At 69.2% G+C, this 19,793-nt stretch carries 16 protein-coding genes; 11 read left to right on the top strand and 5 right to left on the bottom strand.

Going from position 1 to position 19,793, the window contains the following annotated elements:
- Positions 1-31 precede the first annotated feature (31 nt).
- From ACIQTX_RS15625 to ligD, 6 genes are all read left to right on the top strand, one after another.
- Positions 32-991 (top strand): ABC transporter ATP-binding protein, encoded by a 960-nt coding sequence (locus ACIQTX_RS15625; protein WP_402973752.1) that lies wholly within the window; start codon positions 32-34, stop codon positions 989-991.
- Positions 988-2,007, top strand: coding sequence for an ABC transporter permease (locus tag ACIQTX_RS15620; protein WP_402973749.1), 1,020 nt, complete (start codon positions 988-990; stop codon positions 2,005-2,007). Before ACIQTX_RS15625 ends, ACIQTX_RS15620 begins: the two co-directional genes overlap by 4 nt.
- A gap of 268 nt (positions 2,008-2,275) precedes the next feature.
- Complete coding sequence (locus ACIQTX_RS15615; protein WP_402973746.1) at positions 2,276-5,386, top strand: lamin tail domain-containing protein; 3,111 nt, start codon at positions 2,276-2,278, stop codon at positions 5,384-5,386.
- A 93-nt stretch (positions 5,387-5,479) separates the two neighbouring features.
- A complete protein-coding gene (locus ACIQTX_RS15610) occupies positions 5,480-7,960 on the top strand; it encodes an ATP-dependent helicase (protein WP_402973743.1) in 2,481 nt (826 codons plus the stop codon).
- Positions 7,961-8,022: 62 nt separating this feature from the next.
- The gene (locus ACIQTX_RS15605) at positions 8,023-9,171 is read left to right on the top strand and encodes an SseB family protein (protein WP_402973740.1); all 1,149 of its coding nucleotides are present in this window, start codon (positions 8,023-8,025) and stop codon (positions 9,169-9,171) included.
- Positions 9,172-9,245: 74 nt separating this feature from the next.
- Positions 9,246-10,319, top strand: coding sequence for a non-homologous end-joining DNA ligase (gene ligD, locus ACIQTX_RS15600; RefSeq protein WP_105527663.1), 1,074 nt, complete (start codon positions 9,246-9,248; stop codon positions 10,317-10,319).
- Positions 10,320-10,326: 7 nt separating this feature from the next.
- Here the strand turns inward: ligD and ACIQTX_RS15595 are convergent, their stop codons facing one another.
- On the bottom strand, positions 10,327-11,370 hold the full coding sequence (locus ACIQTX_RS15595; RefSeq protein ID WP_402973735.1) for an ATP-dependent DNA ligase: 1,044 nt from the start codon (positions 11,368-11,370) through the stop codon (positions 10,327-10,329).
- 57 nt (positions 11,371-11,427) lie between these two features.
- Positions 11,428-12,879: a phytoene desaturase family protein gene (locus ACIQTX_RS15590; RefSeq protein WP_402973732.1), complete on the bottom strand. Its 1,452-nt coding sequence runs from the start codon at positions 12,877-12,879 to the stop codon at positions 11,428-11,430.
- Between the two features lie 72 nt (positions 12,880-12,951).
- On the opposite strand from ACIQTX_RS15590, the gene ACIQTX_RS15585 reads away from it, so the two are divergent.
- Together ACIQTX_RS15585 and ACIQTX_RS15580 are read left to right on the top strand one after the other, a co-directional pair.
- Positions 12,952-13,440: a hypothetical protein gene (locus ACIQTX_RS15585; RefSeq protein ID WP_028502355.1), complete on the top strand. Its 489-nt coding sequence runs from the start codon at positions 12,952-12,954 to the stop codon at positions 13,438-13,440.
- A gap of 2 nt (positions 13,441-13,442) precedes the next feature.
- Positions 13,443-13,979 carry a GNAT family N-acetyltransferase gene (locus ACIQTX_RS15580; RefSeq protein ID WP_402973729.1) on the top strand — a complete coding sequence of 179 codons (537 nt, stop codon included), beginning with the start codon at positions 13,443-13,445 and terminating at the stop codon, positions 13,977-13,979.
- Here the strand turns inward: ACIQTX_RS15580 and ACIQTX_RS15575 are convergent.
- On the bottom strand, positions 13,964-14,764 hold the full coding sequence (locus ACIQTX_RS15575) for an AraC family transcriptional regulator (protein WP_402973726.1): 801 nt from the start codon (positions 14,762-14,764) through the stop codon (positions 13,964-13,966). The genes ACIQTX_RS15580 and ACIQTX_RS15575 overlap by 16 nt on opposite strands.
- Positions 14,765-14,818: 54 nt before the next feature.
- Between ACIQTX_RS15575 and ACIQTX_RS15570 the strand changes: the two genes are divergently transcribed.
- Positions 14,819-16,111: a CynX/NimT family MFS transporter gene (locus ACIQTX_RS15570; RefSeq protein WP_402973723.1), complete on the top strand. Its 1,293-nt coding sequence runs from the start codon at positions 14,819-14,821 to the stop codon at positions 16,109-16,111.
- Positions 16,112-16,132: 21 nt separating this feature from the next.
- Here the strand turns inward: ACIQTX_RS15570 and ACIQTX_RS15565 are convergent, their stop codons facing one another.
- Positions 16,133-17,368, bottom strand: coding sequence for an acyl-CoA dehydrogenase family protein (locus ACIQTX_RS15565; protein ID WP_402973720.1), 1,236 nt, complete (start codon positions 17,366-17,368; stop codon positions 16,133-16,135).
- Between the two features lie 63 nt (positions 17,369-17,431).
- Positions 17,432-18,094: a TetR/AcrR family transcriptional regulator gene (locus ACIQTX_RS15560; RefSeq protein ID WP_105527671.1), complete on the bottom strand. Its 663-nt coding sequence runs from the start codon at positions 18,092-18,094 to the stop codon at positions 17,432-17,434.
- Between the two features lie 60 nt (positions 18,095-18,154).
- On the opposite strand from ACIQTX_RS15560, the gene ACIQTX_RS15555 reads away from it, so the two are divergent.
- Entirely contained in the window at positions 18,155-18,508 is a 354-nt protein-coding gene (locus ACIQTX_RS15555; RefSeq protein WP_402973717.1) for a DUF2510 domain-containing protein, read from the top strand.
- 114 nt (positions 18,509-18,622) lie between these two features.
- Positions 18,623-19,789, top strand: coding sequence for an ADP-forming succinate--CoA ligase subunit beta (gene sucC / locus ACIQTX_RS15550; RefSeq protein WP_028502362.1), 1,167 nt, complete (start codon positions 18,623-18,625; stop codon positions 19,787-19,789).
- Positions 19,790-19,793 lie beyond the last annotated feature (4 nt).

Raw genomic sequence — 19,793 nt, 5'->3', positions numbered from 1 at the left:
TGCGGCGGCTCCTCGATGCCAGACTGACCGCATGACCGGAATCGTGGTGCAAGACGTCAGTAGAGCGTTCGGGACAGTGCAGGCGGTGAGGGCAGCGACTCTTCGGGCAGAGCCCGGCCGCGTGACGGGGCTCGTGGGGCCGAACGGGGCGGGCAAGACCACCCTCCTCCTGATGCTCGCCTCGCTCCTCGCCCCCGACACCGGGACGATCAGCATCGGTGGTGTGGATCCGTCTGTCGATCCGCTTGCCGCCCGTCGTCTGCTCGGATGGATGCCTGACGCCCTCGGCGCATGGCCGTCGCTCACTGCCCGCGAGACCATCGTCACGACCGCCCGCCTGTACGGCATCGAGAAGCCCGAGGCCGCAGTCCGCGCCGCGCAGGTGCTCGCGCTCGTCGGTCTCGCCGACCTCGCCGACTCTCCGGCCAAGGTGCTGTCCCGCGGGCAGAAGCAGAAGCTCGGACTCGCCCGCGCCCTCGTGCACGACCCGCAGGTGCTGCTCCTGGACGAGCCGGCGTCCGGCCTCGATCCGGAGGCTCGCGTGCAGCTGCGGGTGCTGCTGCGTCGTTTCGCCGCCGAGGGCCGCACCGTGCTGATCTCCAGCCACATCCTCTCGGAGCTCGAGGAGGTCGTCGACGACGCGGTGTTCCTCGTCGCGGGTTCGGTCGTCGACGCGGCCCCGGCGCAGGCCATGGTGCGCGCCTGGCGGATCCGTCTCGCCGGTGCGACCCCCGAACGGATGAAGGCCGACACCTGGCAGGTGGCCTCGAACCTCGGGCTCGCGCCCGAATCGCTCGCCGAAGACCGCGGCGCGGTGCTGGTCGGGTTCACCGGTGAGGACACGGCGGCCCAGTCGCTGCGTCATCTCGTCGAGGCGGGGCTCCCGGTCGTGGAGTTCGCACCCGCCCAGAGCCACCTGGAGCACACTTTCCTGAACCTGCAGCATGCGACGCCGCCCGCGGCACCCACCGGAACGGAGGCGGGAGCATGAGCCTCGCGAACATCGGGATCATCGCCCGACTCGAGCTGACCCAGCGGCTGCGGAGCGTGGGCTGGTACGTGCTGCTGGGCGTCTTCGCGCTCGTGCTGCTGGGAGTCACCGGGCTCTCGTTCGCCGTGTACTCCTGGGGTGACGCCGTCGGCGCCGGTGTGTACTCGATCGTCGTCAACATCGTGCTGCTGCTGGTCGTGCTGGTCTCCCCGACGCTGAGCGGCAACGCGATCAACGGCGACCGGGACGCCGCCACTCTCGCCGCGGTCCAGGTGACCGCCGCATCGACCGGTGACATCATGCTCGGCAAGCTGGTGGCCGCCGTCGCGACCGGTGGCACCTTCCTGGCGGTCGCCGTGCCGTTCCTCGCGCTGTCGCTGCTCGGTGGGGGAGCGGACCTGGCTGTGCTGCTCGTCTCGCTGCTCGTGCTCGCGGCGGAGATCATCATCGTGGCCGCGATCGGCGTGGGTCTGAGCGGACTCATCGCCCGTCCGCTGTTCTCCGTCGTGACCACGTACCTCGTGGTCGCCGCACTCGTGTTCGGAACGCTCATCGCATTCGGCCTCGGCGGCATGGCGGTGCGCAGCGAGGCGACCGTGTACTCGCGTCCCTACGACGCGAACGGCAACCCCGAGTGCGACCGGTGGGAGGTCAACACCACTCAGGAGGTACCCCGGTTCGACCTGGTCTGGTGGACGCTCGCGGCGAACCCGTTCGTCGTGCTGGCGGATGCGACGCCGACCGAGTTCTCACCTCAGGGGTATCCCGTCGACATGTTCGGCCAGATCAAGTACGGGTTGCGCAGCGCGCAGCAGTCACCGCTCGAACAGCGCTGGGACGCATGTGATCCGGAGGGCGACCCCCCTACGGCCGAAGAAGTGATCGCATCGTCGGTGCCGAGCTGGTTCGTGGGTCTCGGCGTGCAGGTCGTCATCGCCGGCTCGCTGTTCGCCGGAGCATGGGCGCGCACGCGGACGCCCGCCCGGCGCCTGCCCCCGGGCACCCGCATCGCCTGAGGTCGTTCCCGGGACTGCTCCGGTCGCACTTTCAGTCGTTCTGAGCCCGTTCAGGCGGCAGGAAGTGCGACCGGAACGGGGAGTCGCGCCATGACGTGGGTACGACCGGCGCGTGCGCAACCGCCACCTCCCGTTCACCTTGCGTGCACCTGAGGGCTTCCTCGCGGCCACGCGGGCTCGGTGGTCTGGGCTGGTACCCGACTGAGTCCCCTCCGGACCGGCCTCGCGTCCGGCGGGGTCTGCCGACCGAGCCACCCAGGAGTCCTCCATGCCCCGTCTGCAATCTGCAGCGGCGGTCGCGGCGGTGTGCGCCTTGAGCGCCGCCGCCCTGCTCGCCTCGCCCGCCGCCGCGATCGGCGCCGACCCCGGCATCCGCCCCACTGAGGCGATCTCGGCCGCACCGAACCTCGTGCTGAACGAGATCGTGTATGACGACGCGGCGACCGGTCTCGCCGACCAGGTCGAGATCTACAACGCCGGAAGTGAAGCGGTCGACCTCGCGGGCTGGACCATCGCCGACGAGAAGCGCGACACCTTCGGCAAGGCGCCGGATGCAACCGTGCTCGCACCGGGAGCGTTCCTGGTGCTCGTGAAGGATGTCGACTTCACCTTCGGGCTCGGCAAGGGCGACGAGGTCGTGCTCTTCGATCCGAGCAGCACCGAGGTCGACTCCTACGCCTACGAGAACACCGCACCGCTCTCGGTGTGGGCGCGCTGCCCTGACGGCACGGGTGCCTGGGCGCCTGCGACCGTGGCGACGCCCGGCGCGCCGAACGACTGCTCGGTCGCTCCCGTCGCCGGGCCCATCGTCATCAACGAGGTCGATTCGCAGCCGGCCGACTGGGTGGAGTTCCACAACCCGGGCACCGAGGCGCTCGACATCTCGGGCTACGAGATCCGCGACAACTCAGACGACCACCGCTGGCAGTTCCTCGCGGGGACGCAGATCGCTGCGGGCGGGTTCCTGGTCGTCGAAGAAGGCACGATCGGGCTCGTCGGCGGCGTGGAGACCGCGTTCCGCGACCCGATCGGCATCGGCAGCGCCGACCGCATCCGCCTCTACGACACCACGAGCACGCTGATCGACGACACCCTCCCGTGGCAGGGGCACGCCGCGATCGGCGGCGACTTCGCCGCTGCAACCCTGGCGCGCTGCCCGGACGGCGTCGGCTCCTTCGTGCTCGCGCACCCGACCCCCGGCGTCACGAACTCGTGCGTGATGCCCGACGTCGTGATCAACGAGATCGAGTCGAACGGCGACACCACCGACTGGGTCGAGGTCGTGAACACCGGCAGCACGGCGGTCGATCTCTCCGGCTGGACCGTGATGGACAACGACCCGGCAGGTCACGCGGCCCAGGCGACGCCGCTCCCGGCGGGCACGATCCTGCAGCCGGGCGGCTACTTCGTCTTCGACCAGCCGGCGGACTTCATCTTCGGTCTCGGCAACGGCGACACGGTCACGATCCGCGACGCGAACGGCAACACCGTCGACGAGCACGTGTACACCGCGCATGCCGCCGGTGTTCTGGCCCGCTGCGCCGACGGTTCGGGTGACTTCGTCGACATCGCGGTCTCGACCAAGGGGCTGCGCAACGCGTGCGGCAACCCGGTGCGCATCAACGAGGTCGAATCCGACGGCGGTTCGCCCGACGACTGGGTGGAGCTCGTGAACCCGACGAGCACGACGCTCGATGTGTCCGGCATCGTCGTGAAGGACGACGATGACACCCACGCCTATGCGATCCCCGCCGGCACGTCCATCGGCGCGGGGGAGTACCTCGTCATCGAGCGCGATCAGCTCGGGTTCGGTCTCGGGGCCGGCGATGCGGTTCGGGTGTTCGACGGCGACCTGCTCGTCGACGAGACCTCCTGGGGCGACGGCCACGCCGCGACGACCTGGGGCCGCTGCGCCGACACCACCGGCGCCTTCGCCGTCACGGCGGAGTCCACCAAGGGCGCGGCGAACGTCTGCGCCGGCGAGGTCGCGGTGGCGACGTGGCCGGGTTCCGCCGACGTGCGCGTCGTCGACAGCATCCCGACGTTCCTCGAGGACAGCTCTGGACTCGACGTGCAGGAGACCGCCGACGGCGCGTTCCTCTGGGCCGTCGACAACGGCGAGGGCCGCATCTGGAAGCTCGAGGCGCATGCCGACGGCTCGGTCGAGAAGGTCGACGGCTGGGATGCGGGCAAGCGCGTGCGCTTCCAGAAGGATGCCGCGAACCCGGGTGCTGCAGGCCCCGACACGGAGGGCATCACGGTCGACGGAGACGGCTTCGTCTACGTGGCCTCAGAACGCGACAACAGCGCCAAGGGTGTGAACCAGAACGTGGTGCTCAAGGTCGACCCGGATGCCTCGAACGGCGACCTGGTGGCCCAGCAGGAGTGGGATCTCACGGCGCTGCTTCCTGCGGTAGGGGCGAACCTCGGCATGGAGGCCGTGCAGTGGGTGCCCGACTCGGCGCTCGCCGGAAAGCTCTTCGATGACAAGAAGGGCGCGGCATACGACCCGAAGGACTACACCGGTCACGGCAACGGGCTGTTCTTCGTCGCGGTCGAGGACAACGGGCACGTCTACGCGTTCGCACTCGGGACCGACGGCTCGGCGACGCTCGTGTCGGAGATCGCTCCCGGCCTCACCGGTGTCATGGCGCTCGACTATGACAGCGTGCGAGGCACCCTGTGGGCCGTGTGCGACGACGGCTGTCAGGGCCGCTCGGCGGAGCTCACCCTGAACGGCACCGCGCAGCCGGGCATCGCGCACTACGCCCGCCCCGCCGGTATGCCCGACATCAACAACGAGGGCTTCGCGACCGCGCCGGCCTCGCTGTCGGTCGACGGTCAGCGTCCGGTGTGGTGGTTCGCCGATGGATTCGCTTCAGAGGCGCTGCGTACCGGAACGCTTCCGGGGGCCGCCGGCGAGAACCCCGGCGGCGAGAACCCCGGCGGCGAGAACCCGCCGCTGCCTGGCGCCGGGCTCATCGACGACAACCGCAATGGCCTGACGGTGAACCCGTCGGTGGCCACCCGCGGACAGAAGGTCACGGTCACGGTCGGTGCGGACAGCGCCGGGAAGGACGTGGCGGTGTGGATGTACTCCGACCCCGCGCGGATCGCGACGGGCGCCCTGACCGCTTCCGGCGCGATCACGGTGACCATACCGACGGATGCGCCGCTCGGTGCGCACCGGATCGCGGTGTTCGACGCGAACGGCGCGCTTCTGGGTTGGGCCGACATCCGCATCTCCGCGGGCGGTGGGGCGGCCGCGGGTGGTCTCGCCGCGACCGGTTCCGAGCTCCCGGTGGCCGCGGTCGCGCTGGCGCTGATGCTCCTGGTCGGTGGTGCCGTCGCCGTTCGACGCCGCAGGCACGCGGCCTGACGTCGGAGGGGCGCACGGGCCGACCCGTGCGCCCCTCCGTGGCCCCCGCATCCGTGCCGTGATGTCGGTGCCGCGGCCTAGACTCATAAGGCCATGACCGAAGCTCCTCTCATCGTCCCGTCCACCGCCGGTCCCCGCTCGTCGGGAGCCCCCGGGCAAGACGATCTCCTCGCCGGCCTGAACCCGCAGCAGCTCGAGGCCGTGACCTATCGCGGCCCCGCTTTGCTCATCGTCGCGGGTGCCGGGTCGGGCAAGACCAGCGTGCTCACTCGCCGGATCGCTTCGCTGCTGCGCGCTCGTGAGGCCTGGCCGAGCCAGATCCTCGCGATCACCTTCACGAACAAGGCGGCCGGTGAGATGCGCGAGCGCGTCGAGGGGCTGATCGGCGACGCCGCCCGTGGAATGTGGATCTCGACGTTCCACTCCGCCTGCGTTCGCATCCTGCGCCGAGAGGCCCAGCAGTTCGGCTACACCAAGTCGTTCACGATCTACGACTCCGGCGACTCGCGTGCCCTCCTCAAGCGCCTGGTCAAAGAGCATGAGGCCGACGCGTACGGGCTCACGCCGGCGTCCGTCCAGTCGCGCATCTCCAAGCTGAAGAACGAGCTCTCCGACGCCGAGTCGTATGCGCGTCAGGCCAACATGAGTGACCCGACCGAACGGGTCTTCGTCGAGGTCTTCGCCGACTACCAGCGCCAGCTGCAGAAGGCCAACGCCTTCGACTTCGACGACCTCATCGGGCAGACCGTCTACCTGTTCCGGGCGTTCCCGCAGGTCGCCGACACCTACCGTCGGCGGTTCCGGCACATCCTGGTCGACGAGTATCAGGACACCAACCACGCGCAGTACTCGTTGATCCATGAGCTGACGCGTCCCGTGTCGGGCTCCGCCGGTGCCGCCCCCGACCCGTATGCCTCGAACGGCATGATGATCTTCGAGCCCGACCCCGCCCCCACGGCAGATGCCGGAGAGGCGGGTGCTTCGCTCACCGTGGTCGGTGACTCCGACCAGTCGATCTACGCCTTCCGCGGCGCCGACATCCGCAACATCAGCGAGTTCGAACGCGACTTCCCCGGCGCCCGCGTGGTGCTCCTCGAGCAGAACTACCGTTCGACCCAGAACATCCTGTCTGCGGCGAACGCGGTGATCGGCAACAACTTCGACCGTAAAGACAAGAAGCTCTGGAGCGACAAGGGCGACGGCGATCCGATCATCGGCTTCACCGGGTACTCGCAGCACGACGAGGCGCAGTTCGTCGCCGACGAGGTCGAGTCGCTGCACCGAGCAGGCATGCCCTACTCCGAGATGGCGGTGTTCTACCGCACCAACTCGCAGTCCCGCGCGCTGGAAGAGATCTTCATCCGCTCGGCGGTGCCCTACAAGATCATGGGCGGCACGAAGTTCTACGACCGCGCTGAGATCAAAGACGCCCTGGCCTATCTCGTCGCCGTCGCGAATCCGGCAGACGAGATGTCGGTGCGCCGCATCCTGAACAAGCCGAGACGCGGCATCGGCGACGTCACCGAGACGGCGATCGCCCGGTTCGCCGAAGAGCACGGCATCAGCTTCCGCGACGCGCTGTCGATGCCCGGACAGCTCGGTGTCGGTCCGAAGATCCAGGCGGCGATCGCGCAGCTCGACGCCGTGCTCGCCGAGGCCACCGCGATCCTGACTCCGGCCAGTGGCGAGTTGCCTCCGCCCACGGCGGTGGCCGACGGCCTGAGCCTGCTGCTGTCGAAGAGCGGCTACCTCGACGCGCTGCGCGCGAGCCGTGACCCGCAGGACGAGGCGCGCGTCGAGAACCTCGACGAGTTCGTCGCCGTCGCCCGCGACTTCGCACGCAACAACCCGGAGGGGACGATCGTCGATTTCCTCACCGAGGTCGCCCTGGTGTCAGACGCCGATGACCTCGACGACGAATCCGGCTCGGTCTCGCTCATGACCATGCACACTGCGAAGGGCCTCGAGTACGACGCAGTGTTCGTCACGGGTGTCGAGGAAGACCTCATCCCGCACCGCATCTCGGCCGGAGAGCCGGGCGGGCCGCAGGAGGAGCGGCGCCTCTTCTACGTCGGCATCACGCGTGCGCGTAAACGCCTGCACCTGTCTCTCGCGATGACGAGAGCCCAGTTCGGCGAGGTCACCGTCGCGATGCCCAGCCGTTTTCTCCAGGAGATCCCGGCGGGGCTGATCGACTGGCGGCAGTCGCCGGGAGATGTGAACTCGCGTGGCGGCATGCAGTCGCGTGCGCTGAACGCCCGCCGTCAGGGCGGCTTCGGCGGCTCGGGCTCGGGTTCCGGTGACCGTTTCGCGGTGAAGTCGCTGCCGGGGCGCGACTCGTTGAAGCCGCTGTCGACGGCGATGGACAAGTTCCCCAACCGGGTCACGGCCAAGATGCGCGACAACGGCGACCTCGAACTCGCAGCGGGAGACCGCATCCGTCACGTCGACTTCGGTGAAGGACGAGTGGATGCCGTGACCGGTGAGGGTGCGAAGCGCATCGCCCACGTGAGGTTCGACTCCTCAGGGCAGAAGAAGCTCCTCATCAAGGTCGCGCCGATCGAGAAGATCTAGCTCCGGCGGGAGCATCCCTCCACGGCGAAACACAGGCGGGATTGCCGGTTAGGCTGGCTCATATGGCCCTCTTCTCCCGCCGCAAGAAGTCCGGTGACGATGCCGTCGCCCCCACCGTCGATGCTGTCGAGACCGACAACGCTCAGCCTGACGAGACTGTCGCCGCAGACCAAGGCGCGTCCGTCGCCGAGCCCTCGGTCGAAGCGCCCGCCATCGCGATCTCGGTCCAGGCATTCCGCGGAGTCGGTGCCGAAGCCGGCCCCGAGGTGGCGTTGCCGACCTCTGATGCGACTCCCCAGGCGGCTGCACCCGCCGCCCCGCGACCGCCGCAGCCGAGCCCGACCCCTCAGCCCGAGGCTTCCGAGGAGCGACGCCTGCCGCTCGCCCCGTCGCTCCCGCCGGAGCAGACCGAGACCGTCGCCGGGATGAAGGACAACGTCCTGTTGCGCGAAGCGCTCACCGAGATCGAGGCAGGTGCGACCAACGACCAGCTGCTCGGTGTGATGCGTCAGGCGCTCCAGGGGCACCTGTACATCCGCGTGAACGGTGACGCCCGTGCGCAGATCAGCGAGGGCAAGCCGCTCTCGGTCGCCGTGGTCCGCGACGCGGACGATCGTCAGTTCATGCTCGCGTTCAGCTCTGCGCGTGCGGTGCGCGATTCGGTGCAGCTCGAGGCCGACCCCGCAGCGACTTCGGCCGTAGCGCAGCCCGTGACCTCGGTGCTGCAGCAGGTGGTGTCGGGTGAATTCGCCGGCCTCATCGTCGACAACGCCTCGGCACCGCACCGCGTGGTCTTCCCGACCGAGCTGTTGCAGAAGACGCTCGAGCAGGCCGATGTCGACATGACGGTGAAGAGCATCCTCGCTGCTCCCCGCGAGCAGGACTCCACCGTCAAGGTCGGCGAAGCGCTCGCATCGAAGCGCATGTGGGTGGCCGTCAACGACGGGTCGGGTGGTGGACCGGTCGGCATCGCCGAGGCGCAGACCACCGACGGACGCCGGTTCCTGCAGCTCTTCTCGCACCCGCTCGAGGTCATCGCGCTCGGCCGGGGTGATCGTCCGCTTCCGTTCGAGCCGGAGCAGCTGGCGAAGGTCCTCACGAGCCACTCCGAGATGGCCGGCGTGATCGTCGATTCCGCCGGACCGTCGATCGTGGTCGAGCGCGACGCGCTCACGCCCGTCCTCGTGCTCGCAGTCGACCTCGGCGACTGACCTCACCCGAACCCCGCACGCGGGAGCGCGTGCGCGGGGTTCCCTCTGTCGGGGCCGCGCTCTAGGGTCGGAGCATGGCCTCCGAACGCGTGACCCTGACCGTCGCCGACTCCGATGGAGAGCGCGAGGTCGCACTCTCGAGCCCGAACCGGGTGGTGTGGCCTGATCTCGGGATCACGAAGGCCGAGCTCGCCGACTACGTCCAGATCGTGTCGACGCCTTTCCTCGCCGCGAACGGCAACCGTCCGGTGTCGCTCGAGCGCTTCCGTGACGGCATCGGCCCCTCCGGCGGCACACGGGCCGAGGGCTTCTTCTCCAAGAACCCGCCCAAGGGAACCCCCGACTTCGTCGACGCCGTCACCGTCACGTACAACAGCGGGCGGCAGCATCCGCAGATCGTCCTCAACCGCGCGAGTGCGATCGTCTGGGCGGTGCAGATGAACACGATCGTGTTCCACCCCTGGGCGTCGCTGGCCACCGACGCCGACGACCCCGTCGAGCTGCGCATCGACCTCGACCCGCAGCCGGGCACGGACTTCGCGGATGCCGTGACCGCAGCTCACACGCTGCGCGAGGTGTTGCGGGATGCGGGCCTGGAGGCGTTCGCCAAGACCAGCGGCAACCGCGGCTTGCACGTGTTCGCGCCGATCGAGCCGACCCACGAGTTCCTCGACGTGCGGCACGCCGTGATCGCTGCAGGACGCGAGCTCGAGCGTCGGATGCCGGAGCAGGTCACGACGAATTGGTGGAAGGAGGAGCGTGGCGAGCGCATCTTCGTCGACTTCAACCAGGCCAACCGCGACCGCACGATGGCCGGCGCTTACAGTCCCCGTGCCCTGCCGGGGGCGACGGTCTCGACTCCGGTGACGTGGGAAGAGCTCGATGGACTCGATCCGCGAACGTTCACGGTGCGCAGCATTCCGAAGCGCCTGGAGGAGATCGGTGATCCCTGGGCTTCGATGCAGGATTCGCCTGGGCGCATCGACACCCTGCTGCAGTGGTGGGAGCGCGACAAGGAGAGCGGGCTGGGGGAGTTGCCCTTCCCTCCGGAGTTCCCCAAGATGCCCGGCGAGCCGCCGCGGGTGCAGCCCAGCAAGAAGGTCGCCGCGAACTGGGACGAAGACGGCGCTCCCGCCGAGAACGGCTGACCCCGGTTCAGGCGAGCACGTCGGCGAGGTCGTAGCCCGCTACGGTCTCCAGCTGGTCGTAGGTGCATGAGCGGGCATCGCGATCCGGGCGCCAGCGCTCGAACTGCACGGTGTGCCGGAAGCGGGCGCCTTCGAGCTGGTCGTAGCGCACCTCGAGAACCCGCTCCGGACGAAGCCGAACGAACGAGACATCCTTCGAACCGCTGAACCGCGATCGCTCGCCCTCCGCCTTCACGGCGTCGCCGGATTCATCGCGTTCCACCAGGGGCGCGAGCTCCTCGACGAGTTCCTGCCGGCGCACGTCGCTCCACGCGGCCACGCCGCCGACCTGGCGCAGTACCCCGTCGTCGCCGTAGAGGCCGACCAGCAGCGAGCCGACACCCGAGCCGGACTTGTGGATGCGATAGCCCAGGGCGACCACATCGGCCGTGCGGGCGTGCTTGATCTTGAACAGGGTGCGCTTGCCCGGTGCGTAGGGCTGATCCAGCGGCTTGGCGACGACCCCGTCGAGTCCTGCACCTTCGAATTCTGCGAGCCAGCGGACGGCCGCATCGCGATCGCGGGTCGTGCGGGTGATGTGCAGCGGGTGCTCGACCGCCTCCATGAGCGTCTCGAGTCGCGCCCGCCTCGTCTCGAACGATTGCGTGAGCAGGTCGTCTCCCCCGGAGGCGAGCAGGTCGAAGGCGATGAACATCGCCGGTGTCTCCACCGCCAGTCTGGCGACACGCGAGGCTGCCGGGTGGATGCGCTGGCTCAGCGCTTCCCAGTCCAGGCGCTGCGATCCATCAGGGCCGGTGGCGACGACGATCTCACCGTCGAGCAGGCAGGGGCCGGGCAGCAGATCGGGAATCGCGTCGACCAGCTCGGGGAAGTAGCGGGTCAGGGGCTTCGCTCCCCGGGATCCGATCTCCACGGTCTCACCATCCCAGGCGATCAGGCCGCGGAAGCCGTCCCACTTCGGCTCGTACAGGAGTCCGCCGGGAGTCTTCGCCGGGTCGGGGACCGCCGGCACCGCTTTGGCGAGCATGGGCGCGGGGATCTCATAGCGCATGGTCCCATCCTGGCCGCAGGCGATCCGTGAGGGAAGGCCCTCGGTCAGCGCAGCAGGTCAGCCGAACAGGTCGGTCGACGTCGCACGTTCGCCGGCATCTCGCAGCGCGGTACGGGCGGCATGCCAGCCCGCCATGCCGTTCACGGAGGGGCCGGGAGGCGTCGAGGCGGAGGCCAGGTACACCCCGCGCATCGGAGTCCGCCAGGGGGCGGGGGAGAGGACGGGCCGCCGCAGCGCCTGGCGCATGTCGAACACCCCGCCGGAGATGTCGCCACCGATCTCGGTGGGGTTGATCGCCTCGCGGGACGAAGCCGGGACCGCGTGGTGCGCCAGGATGAGGTCGCGGAACCCGGGGGCGAACCGCTCGACCTGCGCGGTGATGAGTTCGGTCGGATCGAGGTCGGACCCCGGCGGCACGTGGATGTAAGCCCAGAGCACGGCCTTGCCCGCAGGGGCACGCGAGTCGTCGAGCACCGATGGCTGCACGGCGAGCACGTAGGGGTGTTCGCTCACCCGCCCGGCAGCGACCGCGTTCTCACTCTCCCAGACCTCCGCACGGGTGCCGCCGAGGTGCACGGTCGGCGCCTTGGCGACCTCGGGGTTCGTCCAGGGGACCGGCCCGTCGAGGGCGAAGTCGACCTTCGCAGCTCCCGGTCCGTAGCGGTAGGCGGAGACCGCCCGTGCGTATCCCGCCGGCACATCAGGGTGTGTGAGCGCGAGTCGGGGCGAGGTGTTCAGCATCAGGAGGTCGCCGCGCCGCGGGTCGCCCCAATCCAGCGCACCGAGGTCGGAGACGGGTGTTCCCGCCTCGACCGTCCCGCCATGCTCGGTGATGTCGGCGACCATGGCGTCGGCGATACGCTGAGCGCCACCACGGGGATAGGGCCAGCCGCCCGCGTGTCCGAGCGCGGCCAGCAGCAGCCCGGCAGCAGCACCTGCGAGCGAAGGCTGCGGGGAGTTGGCGTGGGCCACGACTCCGGAGATGAGGGCTGCCGCCTCTTCCGTGCGGAATGCGCGAGCAGCCAGTGGCGTGCCCTGGTCGAGCATCCTGATGGCGAAGCGGACGGCGGTCACCGGGTCGCGCGGCACCCGCAGCAGCTGATTGCCCGTGAAGTCGACGACTCCGTCGATGTGGGAGCTCAGCGGGCGGAACCGCGAGAGCCACGCGTGCCCGTCGACTCCGAGGTCCGCCGCCGTGCGGTCGATGTCACGCCAGGCGATCGCCGCGCGTCCGTCATCGAGCGGGTGGGCGTATGAGGCATCGGGCCTGATCCATTCGAGGCGTCGATCGAGCCCGAACGCCTGGAAGAAGGGCGAGGCGAGGGCGGCCGGATGCACGGCGGAGCAGACATCGTGCAGGAAGCCCGGCAGCGTGGATTCGCGCGTGCGCACCCCGCCGCCGATCGTGTCGGCACCCTCGAGCACACGCACCTGGTAGCCGGCGCGCGCGAGCGTCACCGCTGCAGCGAGCCCGTTCGGACCGGATCCGATGATCGTCGCCTGAGCCATGAGGTCAGTTTGGCATGCGCGCGGTGCAGAAGCGGTCGAACGCACCCCTCTGAGCGTGCGATCCTGGAACAAATGAAAGAAGCACAGGGGCCGACCCCCGCAGGCACCTCCCGTCCATACCGTTCACTCTCGGAAGCGCTGCGCGCGCACCGCATCGATCCGACGAATCACGCGTTCATCAAAGCCATCGTCGACGGCATCGGCATCAGCTCGTTGATCGACCGCGGTCGCTACATCGAGGCGATCCGCCGTGGCGAGGGGGCGTCCCTTCATATCGGGCGCACCTACACCAACGGCTTCACCGAAGACGAGCGAGTCGTCGTCGGCGCAGTCGCCTTGCGTCTGCAGCCGAGCGAAGGGCGGGCACCGTACTTCTACGTCAGCCACCCGACCGAGCTCCTTCCGATCACCCCGCCGCGCGCTGCGAAGCGCACGACGACTCCGCGGGTGTCCGCGCCGCGCACTGCGAAGTCGCCGATGCCGGTCGAGGAGCGTGACTACGGAGTGTGCGACGTGTGCTTCATGGTGAAGACTCCGGCCGGCGGCTGCGGCTGCAACTGATCATGAGTGCTGATGTCGGATCAGCGGCCGAGCGGCCGTTGATCCGACTCGCCGACCTCACCGGACCCGATGCGCTCGAGGTCGGTGCGGCCGTGCGCGCCTATCTGCAGCAGACCGAGCTCGAGAAGAGTCTGCAAGAGCCGGGAGACGCGCTCGATTCGGTGGTTTCGCTCCCCGAACGCTACCTCCGTGAGGTCGAAGACCCGGCTGCGGCGTATGCCGAGCATCGCGTGTGGCTGGCGCAGCTCGGGGTGCGCATCGTCGGAGTCGTGGTGCTGTCCGTGGTCGACGAGGCGGCGGAGATCAAACGGCTGTGGGCGGCGCCTGCGGCACGCGGTCGAGGGGTGGGATCGGCGTTGCTCGACGCCGCGCTCCACGATGCGACCGACCTCGGCGCCGCGCAGGTTCGGCTGTCGGTGTGGGACTGGCGCGACGGCGCTGTGCGGCTGTATGAATCGCGGGGTTTCGAGCGCGTGCCTTCGTGGGACGAGCGCGAGCGCCTCGTGTGCATGGTGCGCGCGACTCACGCCGGGAGCTGAGACAGGCGGTACCGGCCGGGGGTCATCCCGACCAACGGTGTGAACTGCTCGATGAACTGGCTGGTCGTCGCCCACCCGCACGCGGCAGCGGTGTCGGTCACCGAGGAGCCGTCCGCGAGCAGGACGAGCGCGCGGTGCACGCGCAGCTGGAGACGCCATTGCCGATATCCCATGCCGGTCTCCTGCTGGAACAGGCGGCTCAGGGTGCGCTCGGCGGTGCCGGTGCGCATGCCGAGCTCGCCGAGCGCGATGGGGACGGCGAGATCGTCCTCGACGATGCGCGCCGCCAGACGCAGGCGCGGATCATGCGGCTCCGGCAGATGCAGGGGCTGCTCCGGCGCGGTGACCGCCTCGTCGACGATGACGCGGCGCAGGTGGTCCAGCGCGCTCATGCTGCGCGGGCGGTCGGAGGTCATCGCCAACACGGCCTCTCGTGCGAGCGGGGTCGCGACGAGCACGGCAGGGGTGGCCGGCAGCAGCGCAGCGAGCTCATCGGTCAGGTGGATGATGCGCATGTCCGTGCGACCGTGCGCGCGATGACGATGCTCGGCGCCGGCCGGCACCCACGCCATGCGCGTCGACGGTGCGATCCAGGCGCCTTCGTCGGTGAGCAGCGAGAGCACTCCTGAGGCCGCGTGCACCAGATGTCCGAGCGGGTGGGCGTGGCGCGGCGACGTCTCGGCGTGCGCGAAGCGGTAGGCGCCCTCCATCGGCAGGGCGGCGAGTGAGCCGAAGTCGACCAGGTTCAGGTCGACCAGTCGTGAAGATTGGCGATTATTCGACATCAAGATGCAGTGTACGTGTTTCCTGACAAGCAGGGTGAGTGCTGGACTCGATGCATGACCACGATGCAGGAGCCGTTCGACACCGCCCCGACCCCGCTGACCACGCCGTCCGCCCGCCGTGGCGGCGTTCTCACCGGGATCTACGTAGGTATCGGCCTGCTGATGATCGCCCTGAACCTCCGCATGGGTGTCGCATCGGTCGGACCGGTGCTCCCCGCGATCGAACATGACCTCGGCATTCCCGCGGCGGCGGCAGGGCTCCTGACGACGATCCCCGTGTTCGCCTTCGGCGCCTTCGCCTTCCTGACTCCCGCGCTGACGCGCTGGTTCGGACTGCATCGACTGCTCGCGCTGACGATGCTCGTCGTGGCGGTCGGCATCGGCATCCGCCTCATTCCCTCTCCCGTGGCGCTCTTCGGCGGCACGGTGCTGGTGGGGGCGGGTATCGCGGTCGCCAACGTCTGCATGCCCGCCGTGATCAGGCAGGACTTCGCGCACCGTCTCGGCCTGATGATGGGGCTGTACTCCACATCGCTGTTCCTCGGCGCCGCTGCGGCTGCGGCCCTCACAGTGCCGTTCATGACTGCGCTCGACGGGTCGTGGCGGGGCGCCCTGGCGATCTGGGCGATCCCCGCCGTGCTCGCGCTGCTGATCTGGTTGCCCCGGGCGATGCGCGCGGTCACCGACTCGCCGAGTGCGGCGGGCGCACCCCGTGCGCCCGCCGATGCGATCGTGGAGCTGCGGGACGAACCACGGATGTCGACGCTGCTGCGTGATCCTGTCGCGTGGGCGGTCACGGGCTTCATGGGCCTGCAGAGCCTGAGCTACTATGCGGCGCTGACCTGGATTCCGACGATGCTGCAGGATGCCGGGGTCTCGGTGTCCGATGCCGGACTGCTGTTGTCATACTCGAGCCTTCCGGGAATCGCGGCCGCGCTGCTCGTCCCGACAGTGCTGCGCCGCATCCGACCGACGTGGCTCCCCGTCCTGCTCTCTGCGCTCCTGTGCGCAGCGGGGCTGATTGGCCTTCTCGTCGCGCCAGGGGGAGCCGCGCCCTGGGTGTGGATGACACTGCTCGGGTTCGGCCAGGGCGCCGCCATCGCCCTGTCGCTGACCTACATCGTGCTCCGTGCGCCCGATGCGAGGCACACCGCACATCTGTCCACCATGGCGCAGGGAATCGGTTACCTGGTGGCGGGCCTCGGTCCGATCGGCCTCGGCATCCTGCACGCCGCCGTCGGGGGATGGGCCCTACCGGTCGCGGCGCTCGTCCTCCTGCTGGGCGTGCAAGCCGTTGCCGGTGCCGCGGCGAGCCGAGAGCGCCATGTGCGCTCCCTGGGCCGGTGATCCAGTCCGGGTGGACGCGTCTCAGGCGAACGCGCTCATCCCGGTGATGTCGCGCCCGAGCAGCAGTGCCTGCACGCTCTCGGTGCCCTCGTAGGTGTGGATGGCCTCGATGTCGGCCATGTGCTGCATCACGCCGTTCTCGAGCAGGATCCCGTTTCCGCCAAGCAGGTCGCGGGCGGTCGAGGCGATCCGACGCGCGGCACGCGTGTTGTGGAACTTCGCCAGCGACGCCTGGGTCGGACGCAGCTGACCCGCTGTCTCGAGGTCTGCCATCCGCCGGCAGTACAGCTGCATGGCGGTGAGGTCTTCGAGCATGTGGGTGAGGCGCTCCTGCACCATCTGGAACTTCGCGAGGGGCTTGCCGAACTGCACCCGCTGGGTCGCATACGCCAGCGCCGCCTCATAGCAGGCGGTCGCGTGTCCGAGCGCCGACCATGCGACACCGGAGCGGGTCGCGTAGAGCACGGTCGAGGCGTCCTTGAAGCTCTTCGTCCCCGGCAGCACGGCGTCGAGGGGCACTCGCACGTCGTCCAGCACGATGTGCGCCTGGTGGATCGCTCGCAGCGAGGCCTTGCCGCGGATCACGCTTCCGGTGTAGCCGGGGGTGTCCTGCTCCACGAGGAAGCACCGCACGGCGCCGTGCTCGGCCGCGCCCTCGTCGTCGATGCGGGCCCAGACGAACGTGATGCCGCCGGAGGCGCCGTTGCCGATCCACTTCTTCGTCCCGCGGACGACCCACTCGTCGCCGTCGCGGCGAGCCACGGTCTCCAGCGAGACGGAGTCGGAGCCGTGGTCGGGTTCGGTCAGAGCGAACGACCCGAGCACCGAGCCGTTGGCGAGAGCAGTGAGCCAACGCTCCTGCTGTGCGGGGGAGCCGAACAGGGCGAGGGAACGCAACGCGAGTCCGCCCTGCACCGCGAGGATGGTGCCCAGCGAGCCGTCGCCACGGGAGATCTCCATGTTCACCAGGCCCGCCGCCAGCGGCGACAGGCTCGTGAGCGACGGGTGCTGGATGCCGTCGACGACGAGGTCCATCTCGCCCATTCGGCGCGCGGCCTCGAGTGGGTACTCCGCGCGATCCCAGGCGTCAGCCATCTGCGGGGCGACCTCGTCGATGTAGGACTTCGCGCGGTCCCACGCCTCACGGTCGGCGGCGGGGATGTCGGCGAAGACGGCGTAGTAGTCGCTGTCCTGACGTCCGGTGATGTCGTACGACGAGACGCGCTCGCCGGGGAACGGGGTGGCTTCGGTGCTCATGGGGCTCCTTCGTGGACCTGAGTATCGTACTCCTCGACACTCGGTTCCACGACCCTCGAACGGCTAGTCGAGCTGGGACTGCAGTCGTCGGCTGACCTCGGCGATCGGCATGGAGCGCGGGAACACCGCGACCACCATGTCGTCCGGAGCGGAGGCCGCCTCGTCCCCGGCGACGCCGTAGCGGCGGCGCACATCGGCCAGCGCCGTCTGCAGCGTCGCCAGCGGCACCTTCTTGCGGCCGCGCAGCAGCTGACGCAGCACGTGGTTGTGCACCGCCGTCACGAGGGCGGCGAACCCGACCGCATCCAGCGGATCGACGCCGGGGAGCGCGCTTCGCAGGTAGTCGTCGAACAACCGCTCGTATCGGAAGACCGTGATGATCTCGCGCTCGCGCAGCACGGGCACCTGACGCACGATCTGGTAGCGGCGCCTGGCCAGCTCCGGATCATGGGCGAAGTGCGCGAAGACCGACTCGGACGCCGCGCACACGGCGCCCCACGGGTCGTCGTGCCCCTCGTCGAGGAACTCTCTGAGCTGCTCGAGGAGAACCTCGTGATCCGCGAAGACGACATCCTCTTTGCCGCCGAACTGGCGGAAGAAGGTCGAGCGGGAGACTCCGGCTGCCTTGGCGATCTGCTCGACCGACGTCTGATCGAACCCCTGGGCGCTGAAGAGTTCGAGCGCTGCGGCGACGACGCCGGTGCGCAGTTCTGCGGATTCGTGCATGGCGAAAGCCTAGACCTCGGCGGGCGGAGTCGCCGATGCGCGGCCGTCATACTGAGGAGCGTGAGTGATGACGGGATTGCGGCCGGGTGGTTCGACACGCGCAGACGCGGCACCCGGCGCTGGTGGGACGGCACACGATGGACCTCGCGGATCTTGGTGCGCGGACGTGAGACGACCTTGGCCGAAGACAATGCCTCGGTGCGCCGGCAGCTGCTCGTGAGCGAGGTCGTGCTCGTCGTGGTCCTCGTCGGGTCGATCCTCATCGCCCTGTGGGGTTCGCTCCCCGTGCTCGTCGTGCGCCCGGTGATCGTCGCTGTGGGCGCGGCTCTCGTGGTCACGCCGTTCCTCATCACCCGGCAGTTGCGTCTGGTCGCTCTCCCGGCGCGTCGCCGCGGTGTGCCGGCAGGGCGCTGACCGCAGAGGGGGCGGGGCCGCAGGAGCGTCCAGGCCGAGGTAGTAGGCTGGGGGACTGGTCGATGTCTCGACATCGAGAGAATTACCAGACAGCAGCCCAGTGAAGGAACCACAGTGGATCTGTACGAGTACCAGGCACGAGACGTTTTCGAAAAGTACGGAGTGCCGGTTCTCGCCGGCATCGTCGCGGACACCCCTGAAGAGGTGAGGGCGGCTGCCGAGAAGATCGGCGGAGTGGTCGTCGTCAAGGCTCAGGTGAAGACCGGCGGCCGTGGAAAGGCGGGCGGCGTCAAGGTCGCCAAGACGCCCGACGAGGCGTACGAAGCAGCGAAGGCCATCCTCGGCCTCGACATCAAGGGCCACGTCGTCAAGCGCGTCATGGTCGCCCAGGGCGCACGCATCGCCGAGGAGTACTACTTCTCCGTGCTGCTCGACCGGGCCAACCGCTCCTACCTGAGCCTCTGCTCGGTCGAGGGCGGCATGGAGATCGAAGAGCTCGCCGTCGAGCGTCCCGAGGCGCTCGCGCGCGTCGAGGTCAACCCGCTGACGGGCATCGACAAGGAGAAGGCCGTCGAGATCGCTCGCGCGGCGAACTTCCCGGAAGAGCTCATCGAGAAGGTCTCCGACGTGTTCGTGAAGCTCTTCGACGTCTACAAGGGTGAGGACGCGACGCTCGTCGAGGTCAACCCGCTGGTCCGCACCGAAGAAGGCGACATCGTCGCGCTCGACGGCAAGGTCACGCTCGACGACAACGCCTCCGAGATCCGTCACCCCGAGCACGAAGCGCTCGAAGACAAGGACGCCGCAGACCCGCTCGAGGCCAAGGCCAAGGCATCCGGTCTCAACTACGTGAAGCTCGACGGCGAGGTCGGCATCATCGGCAACGGCGCAGGGCTCGTCATGTCCACGCTCGACGTGGTCGCCTACGCGGGCGAGAACCACAACGGCGTGAAGCCGGCCAACTTCCTCGACATCGGCGGCGGCGCCTCGGCTGAGGTCATGGCCGCCGGCCTCGACGTCATCCTCGGCGACCCGCAGGTCAAGAGCGTCTTCGTCAACGTGTTCGGTGGCATCACGGCGTGCGACGCCGTCGCCAACGGCATCAAGGGCGCGCTCGAGACGCTGGGCGCCACGGCCTCCAAGCCGCTCGTCGTGCGCCTGGACGGCAACCGCGTCGACGAGGGTCGCGCGATCCTCGCCGAGTACGCGCACCCGCTCGTGACCCTGGCCGCCACGATGGACGAGGGCGCCGACAAGGCCGCCGAGCTCGCCAACGCCTGAGACT

This window comes from Microbacterium sp. NPDC090281, from assembly GCF_044769635.1.
Taxonomy (GTDB): domain Bacteria; phylum Actinomycetota; class Actinomycetes; order Actinomycetales; family Microbacteriaceae; genus Microbacterium.
The sequence above is the reverse complement of the archived record's forward strand: the minus strand, read 5'-3'. Positions and strand labels throughout refer to the sequence as shown.